The 7,525-nt window shown below is 36.0% G+C and carries 6 protein-coding genes; 1 reads left to right on the top strand and 5 read right to left on the bottom strand.

What is annotated here, in order from left to right:
• The 4 genes from P8M54_RS06390 to P8M54_RS06375 form a co-directional block, all read right to left on the bottom strand.
• Positions 1–660 (bottom strand): TolC family protein (locus tag P8M54_RS06390; RefSeq protein WP_300286397.1); only part of this gene is annotated, 660 nt, incomplete at its 3' end.
• A complete protein-coding gene (locus P8M54_RS06385; RefSeq protein ID WP_300286394.1) occupies positions 638–3,817 on the bottom strand; it encodes an efflux RND transporter permease subunit in 3,180 nt (1,059 codons plus the stop codon). The genes P8M54_RS06385 and P8M54_RS06390, both read right to left, overlap by 23 nt.
• 25 nt (positions 3,818–3,842) lie before the next feature.
• On the bottom strand, positions 3,843–4,925 hold the full coding sequence (locus P8M54_RS06380; RefSeq protein ID WP_300286392.1) for an efflux RND transporter periplasmic adaptor subunit: 1,083 nt from the start codon (positions 4,923–4,925) through the stop codon (positions 3,843–3,845).
• 157 nt (positions 4,926–5,082) lie between these two features.
• The gene (locus P8M54_RS06375; RefSeq protein ID WP_300286390.1) at positions 5,083–5,469 is read right to left on the bottom strand and encodes a hypothetical protein; all 387 of its coding nucleotides are present in this window, start codon (positions 5,467–5,469) and stop codon (positions 5,083–5,085) included.
• A gap of 414 nt (positions 5,470–5,883) precedes the next feature.
• Between P8M54_RS06375 and P8M54_RS06370 the strand changes: the two genes are divergently transcribed.
• A complete protein-coding gene (locus P8M54_RS06370) occupies positions 5,884–6,453 on the top strand; it encodes a pentapeptide repeat-containing protein (protein WP_300286388.1) in 570 nt (189 codons plus the stop codon).
• 113 nt (positions 6,454–6,566) lie between these two features.
• Here P8M54_RS06370 and P8M54_RS06365 read toward each other — a convergent pair.
• Positions 6,567–7,525, bottom strand: a 959-nt coding sequence (locus P8M54_RS06365; protein ID WP_300286386.1) for a YifB family Mg chelatase-like AAA ATPase, incomplete at its 5' end; no start/stop codon positions are given.

The following is a 7,525-nucleotide window of genomic DNA, read 5'->3' as shown; positions in this document are numbered from 1 at the left end:
TTCTTTTTGCAATTTAACAATATCTAAAGCGCTTTTGTGCAGTGCGATATTCTGTTTTATAATCAAAAGTTGATTGTCTAAGGCTTGCAATTCATAATAAGAATTAGCTACTTCAGCTACTAAATTAGTGCGGACAAAGTTTTTACCTTCGACAGTGGCTAGATAGCGGGAAACTGCCGCCTTTTTTGCGGTATGCAACTTATGCCAAATATCTACTTCCCAATTTGCGTAGGCACCAATGGCAAAATCAGTTAAAGCATCAGGAAACTCTTTGCCTGGAGCGATCTCAGTAGTGGCATCACCCGCACCTTGGCTCGTATATCGTCCTACTTTTTCTACGCCTGTTCCTGCTCTTAGTCCCACAGTTGGTAACAAGGCCGCTTTTCGCATGCGGATATCATTCTTAGCAATTTCAATTTCTTGCAACGTCATCAATAACTCTTGATTATTATCTAATGAGGTACTTATCAGTGTTTGCAAATTCTTATCTTTAAAGAAAGTCTTCCACTGTACATTAGCGGTATTCAAAGTGTCTGTACTAGCAAGAAACGCTTCAGGCACAACCGCTTTGGTAGAACTCTCTACTATTGACGGTGCTTTACATCCAACTATCAAGATACTGATAGCAAGTGCTATACTATTTTTCTTTGTGAACTTCATTGTTATCAATTTCTTCTGTTAATGGATTTTCTTCTTCGTTTTTAACCAACTTATATTTTTCTGCTAGTCTAGCAAAAATGTAGTACAGCCCTGGAATTACAAAAACACCACAAATTGTACCTACTAGCATCCCTCCTACGGCAGCTGTTCCAATAGTTCGGTTACCTATTTTACCTGGACCCGAAGCGAAAACAAGCGGAATTAAACCAGCTATAAATGCAAATGAGGTCATTAAAATAGGGCGAAACCTTGCTTTAGCACCTTCCATGGCAGCTTCGAGAACTGATCGACCAGCTGCATGTCGCTGTATTGCAAATTCGACAATCAGTACCGCATTTTTACCTAATAAACCAATAAGCATGACCATCGCAACTTGAGCATAAATGTTGTTTTCTAAACCTGTTAATTTCAGTAGTAAGAAAGCTCCAAAAATACCAGCTGGTAGCGATAAAATTACTGATAGTGGTAATATGAAGCTCTCATATTGCGCCGCCAACACTAAGTATACGAATCCAAGACAAATTAAGAACACCCAAATCGCTTGATTACCTTGCGCTACTTCATCAGCTGATATTCCTGCCCAATCAATGTCATAACCCCTTGGCAATTTTTCTGCAGCAACTTCCTGAATTACTTTAATAGCAGTTCCACTACTGTATCCTACGGCTGCAGCTCCACTAATTTCAGTAGAGGTATACATATTGTGTCGTGTGATTTCAGATAAACCGTATACTTTTTCTAACTTCATAAAAGCAGAATAAGGGACCATTTCATCTCTATTGTTTTTCACATATAACTTCAAGATATCCTCTGGTAAAGCGCGGTATTCCGGTGATGCTTGTACGATCACCTTATAGTTAATACCATATTTTATAAAACTAATTTCATAGTTACTTCCCACCAAAGTAGACAAGGTATTCATAGCGTTTTCGATAGAAACACCTTTTTGCTGTGCTAGATCATTATCGATTTTCATCATATACTGCGGAAAACTCGCACTATAAAAACTAAATACATTGGATAACTCCTTGCGCTTGTTTAGTTCTTTAACAAAATCATTATTAATCGCTTCCATCTTTTTGTAATCTCCTGAACCTGTTTTATCTAATAAACGAAGTTCAAATCCTCCTGCAGCTCCATATCCTGGTACAGCCGGTGGTTGAAAAAACTCAATGTTGGCACCTGGAATATCTTTTGATTTTTCCTCCAGTTCTGTCATGATTTCCTGCACTGTTTGCTTTCTATCGTCCCAATCCTTTAAGTTGATTAAGCAGGTTCCTGCATTTGATCCTGTACCCTCGGTCAAAATTTCATATCCTGCTAAAGAAGAAACTGATTTTACACCTTCTACACCTTCAGCAATTTTTTGTAATTTAACAGAGATATCATTTGTACGCTCCAAAGACGATCCCGGTGGCGTTTGAATAATAGCATAAAACATACCTTGATCCTCATTAGGAATAAATCCAGATGGTACGGTACTACTAATAAACCACGTTCCTGCACAAAATCCGATCAATGCGATAAACGTGATCGCTTTTCTTTTTATAATTTTGCCAAGTAAATTTTGGTATTTGCCTTGAGCCAAATTAAAGGTGTTATTAAACCCATCAATAAATCTATTAATTGGTGTTTTCTTTTTAGGTACACCATGATTGTTTTTTAACATCATAGCACAAAGTGCTGGTGTCAAAGTCAGTGCTACAATTCCAGATAAAATAATCGCAGTTGCCATTGTGATTGAAAACTGACGGTAAAAAACTCCAACTGGTCCCGACATGAATGCAACTGGAATAAATACAGCAGCCCTCAAAAAGGTGATTGCAATAATTGCTCCCGCGATCTCATGCATTGCTTTTTTAGTCGCTTTAAGAGGCGTGAGATGTTCCTCTTCCATCTTGGCATGCACGGCTTCAATAACTACAATTGCATCATCTACAACAACCCCAATAGCCAAAACCAATGCAAATAGCGTGATTAAGTTTAATGATATATCAAAAAATTGCATAAACAAGAAAGTACCAACTAGCGAAACCGGCACGGCAATAGCTGGAATAATAGTAGAGCGCCAGTCTCCTAAGAATAGAAACACCACCAAACCTACTAATATGAAAGCCTCAATTAGCGTATGTACTACTTTTTCGATAGACGCATCCAAGAATTTAGATACATCATAAGAAATCTCATAATCCATTCCTTTTGGAAACTTTTTCTTAATGGTTTCTAACTTAGCTTTCAAGTCTGAAATCACTTGATTCGCATTACTACCAAAAGACTGTTTTAGTACGATAGCTGCTGAAGGTCTTCCGTTCAAATTAGAATAAATATCATACATTGAACTTCCAAATTCAATATTTGCAACATCTTTTAATCGCAATATTTCACCATTCGCACTAGATCGTAAAATTATGTTTCCGTATTGTTTTTCATTGGTAAAACGTCCTGAATACTTCAATACATATTCAAATGCTTGCGATCTTTTTCCAGATGCTTCTCCTGTTTTCCCGGGTGAAGCTTCTAAACTTTGACTAGATAATGCTTCCATAACCTCATCTGTAGAGATTTTATAAGCAAGCATACGATCCGGTTTCAACCAAATACGCATGGCATATTCACGTGTTCCTAAAATATCTCCTGATCCAACACCATTCACCCTTTTTAATTCTGACAATACGTTAATATCGGCATAATTATATAAGAATTTTTGATCAGTACCTTTATCCGTACTAAAAAGGTTGACGTACATTAACATACTTGGTACTTCGCGTGTAATTTTCACACCCTCACGAATCACCAATGGCGGTAATTTATTAGTAACCGAAGCAACACGGTTTTGAACATTAATGGCTGCTTGATTGGGGTCGGTTCCCAAGTTGAACACTAATTGAATGCTTGCTTCTCCGTCATTTCCAGCATCTGAAGTCATGTATTTCATACCCGGAACTCCATTTAAAGCTCTTTCCAGCGGAATAATAACGGACTTAATCATTAATTCTCCGTTAGATCCAGGATAATCAACTGTTACATTCACCATTGGTGGTGAAATAGATGGGAATTGAGTAATAGGCAAATTAAGTACTGATAGTACCCCTAAAAATACTATGATGAGCGATATTACTATCGACAGTACGGGTCTTTGAATAAATTTATTAAACATTTTTATTTCTTTTTATGTGATGAATTTATTCAGCCTTCAATCTTAAATGTGAAATCACATCAGCAGCCTTTAAAACTTTGAACTTAATGATATCATTTTCTTTTACTTTTTGAACACCTTCTAGTAAAATTTTATCACCCATGGTAAGACCGCTTTCAATTACATATAAATCAGGAATTTCACCTTTGATTTTAATCTCTTGTGAGTGTACCTTATTTTTATTATCAATGACAAAAACATATTTTTTATCCTGAATCTCGTAAGTCGCTTTTTGAGGTATTACCAATGCATTTTTAAGCGGTACGGTCATTTGCACTTTTCCAGTTTCGCCGTTTTTTAATAATTTATCAGGATTAGGAAAACGAGATCTAAAAGCAATATTACCCGTTTCACTATCAAATTCACTTTCGATTACTTCAACATTTCCCTTATATTTCAAAGCTACTCCATTGGCTAAAAGCAAACCTACCTTGTTATCAGCACGATTTTTAATATCTGTTTCATAGTTCAAATACTCAGGCTCAGATACATTGAAGTACGCAAACATTTGACTATTATCAGATAAGCTTGTAAGCAGCTCACCTTCATCAATCAGACTCCCTAATTTTTTAGGTATTCTATCGATAGTTCCTGAAAAAGGGGCTTTGATATTCGTTGCAGACAAATGAAAATTAGCAACCGCTAATTCTGCTTTGGCTTGTTCTAGTCTTGCTTTGGCGACAGCCAATTCATTTTTAGAAACTACATTTTTGTCTGATAATACTTTTGTATTCATCATCTCGATCTCAGATGCCTTTACTTCTGCAATGGCCTTCTGATACTCGGCTTCGTACATGGTTGGTAATATTTTAAACAAAAGTTGTCCTTGTTTAACAAATTGACCTTCATCAACATAAATTTTTTGTAAAAATCCTTTTTCGAGTGCTCTAATTTCAATGTTTTTGACCGATCTAATTTGCGAAACATATTCTTTAGTGAAAGAGGTATCGATAGTCACGGGATTTGTGGCTGTGTATATTTCTTCTGCCTCTTTTTCTTCTACTTTTGAGTTACAACTCACTACGCTTAATAGGACTATTAGTCCAGATAAAATGGAAATTCTCTTCATGATTACTATGAATTGAGTGGTGGAATGCTTAAATTAAATTGTTCTTTGGGATAAATTTGGAAATACAATAGACGGAACGATTTATTAATCGTCCTTACAAGTCATTTTTAGACTGATAAAAAATGGCGAAGAAAAAAATCTATTGTATGGGTGTCAATCAAATACGAAGTACTTGCTGCGAAATGTAAATAGGTTGGGAATAACCATAAAATGGCTGTTCGTTTTTTAAACCTTTAGCACTGTCCTTGATAATTACTATGACAGGAAGTGATGGGAAATTTTTCTTAGTTGCACTAAGTTTTAATGAAAAAAAAGAATTAGAAACATCATCATTATTGAAAATTTCTTCAACAATTAGATATTCGCTTTCTACGGTAATGCTAGCATGTAAACTAGATTTACCTAAAAAATCAGTCTCCACCTTATTCGCAAGAGGCGATTGCTCCACAGAAAACCTTTCTAAAGTAGTTTTCTTGTATGCATCTTGTCCATTCCCAAACGAGAAGAATGAAGCGAATAATAATATGATTAGATAGACTCTCATTTAGACATCAAATGTAGTTAAAGATTAAAAACCAAATCAAATTTTATGATTTTGTTAAGTAAAATTCAACGAAATCGATTGATTCATGCTGATTCTTCAAAAGACTACTATTCTAAATAACTATAATTCAGGCAGTTGCATTTTAACAGTTTTAATTGATTCCTCATATAAAAAACTAAAATGACCCATATTTGGCTTAATTACGTTAAAAAGCTATCAATAACTGGATTAAATTCCATAATAAACTTAAAAATAGCAAATAATGGTATACTCAATCAATAGTTCTTACAAATACTACCTATATAACAAAGTCCAAGACAACCAAATTTTATTAGTCTTCTTTAAATAGATGTAGTACGTTTGTGGGTATAGTTCGTCCTCCATTTTAAAAATTTAATTTAGACCATACAAACTATGTATGCTTACAACCTTAATCGGGAATTCAGCGATTCAGTCTATCGATTGGAAGAAATTAATTTCAAAGAATTTGAGTCGTGTACTTTTACGAACTGTGATTTTTCAGGTTGTAATTTTATTGCAGTCACCTTTGTAGACTGTACCTTTTTTAATTGCAATTTTAACGGCGCTAACATTAACCATGTTGCATTTAGAACGGTATATTTCAATTCATGCCAAATCAAAGATGTAAATTTTGCCATGTGTGACAAACTAATATTTGAAATTCACTTTAAAAAATCAGTATTGGATTTTTCTAAATTTTATAGTTTGAAATTAAAAAGCACCTCATTCCTAGAATCTAGCTTAGTAGCAGTTGACTTCATGGAAGCAGACTTAACTAATGCTCAGTTTATTAATTGTGATCTATATCGAGCCGAATTTGACCGAGCAAACGCTTCCAAAGCTGATTTTAGAACTAGCATAAACTTCAGTATTGATCCCTCAAGAACTAAAATTAACAAAGCACTTTTTGCGAAAGCAGGTTTGAAAGGTTTGTTAACTAAACACGATATAATAGTACAATAACACTTTTTCTATTCATATCTAATCTTTTACAACAAATAAGAATCTATTTATAGAAATCTATAAAGCAGTAAAAAAAGTGGCTACTTTAGCATTGTTCAAATATTACTTTAAATCTACCCCAACCAACCATCTCTGTCCAAACTTCGATACTGAATCGCTTCAGCGATGTGTGAAGAAACCACAATTGGCGCTGCTTCAAGATCAGCAATCGTTCTGGCTACTTTCAAAATCCGATCGTAAGCACGAGCGGATAAATTCAAGCGTTCCATCGCGGTTTTTAGTAATTGTTTCGATGTATCGTCAAGCTTGCAATATTCCCTGATGTGTTTCGTATTCATTTGTGCATTGTAATGAATGTTGTTCATCTCCTCAAACCGTGCCGACTGAATTTCGCGAGCCGCTGTGACTCTCTTACGGATGTCAACACTACTTTCGGCTTTGCGATCATCGGACAATTTATCAAAAGGTACAGGAGTTACTTCGATGTGAATATCGATTCGGTCCAACAATGGACCTGATATTTTACTCAAATACCGCTGCATTTCATGTGGTGAGGAAGTTTGTGGCGCATCGGGATCGTTAAAAAACCCACTCGGACTCGGGTTCATACTCGCCACCAACATAAACGACGACGGATAGGTTACCGTAAACTTGGCTCTTGAAATCGTGACTTCGCGATCCTCAAGCGGCTGACGCATGACTTCAAGCACGTCCCGCTTAAATTCGGGCAGCTCATCCAGAAACAAAACCCCATTATGCGCCATCGAAATTTCGCCTGGCTGTGGGTAACTTCCTCCACCTACTAACGCCACATTAGAAATCGTATGATGCGGACTCCTAAAAGGTCTTTGATTCATCAATCCAACTTCCTTTAGTTTACCAGCTACACTGTGAATTTTAGTCGTTTCGAGCGCTTCACGTAACGTCATAGGAGGTAAAATACTAGGCAATCGTTTAGCAAGCATGGTTTTTCCGGCTCCAGGTGGTCCAATCAAAATAATATTATGACCGCCGGCAGCTGCTATTTCCATACAGCGCTTAATAGACTCCTGCCCTTTAACATCACTAAAAT

Origin of the sequence: Flavobacterium sp., from assembly GCF_029242675.1 — a bacterium.
In the GTDB taxonomy this organism is placed as follows: Bacteria; Bacteroidota; Bacteroidia; order Flavobacteriales; family Flavobacteriaceae; genus Flavobacterium.
Note: the sequence above shows the minus strand (reverse complement) of the source record. Positions and strands in the feature narration are given on the sequence as shown.

Coding starts and splice junctions, on each gene's coding strand:
- P8M54_RS06385 (WP_300286394.1), bottom strand. CDS start 3,817: ATGTTTAATAAATTTATTCAAAGACCCGTACTGTCGATAGTAATATCG.
- P8M54_RS06380 (WP_300286392.1), bottom strand. CDS start 4,925: ATGAAGAGAATTTCCATTTTATCTGGACTAATAGTCCTATTAAGCGTA.
- P8M54_RS06375 (WP_300286390.1), bottom strand. CDS start 5,469: ATGAGAGTCTATCTAATCATATTATTATTCGCTTCATTCTTCTCGTTT.
- P8M54_RS06370 (WP_300286388.1), top strand. CDS start 5,884: ATGTATGCTTACAACCTTAATCGGGAATTCAGCGATTCAGTCTATCGA.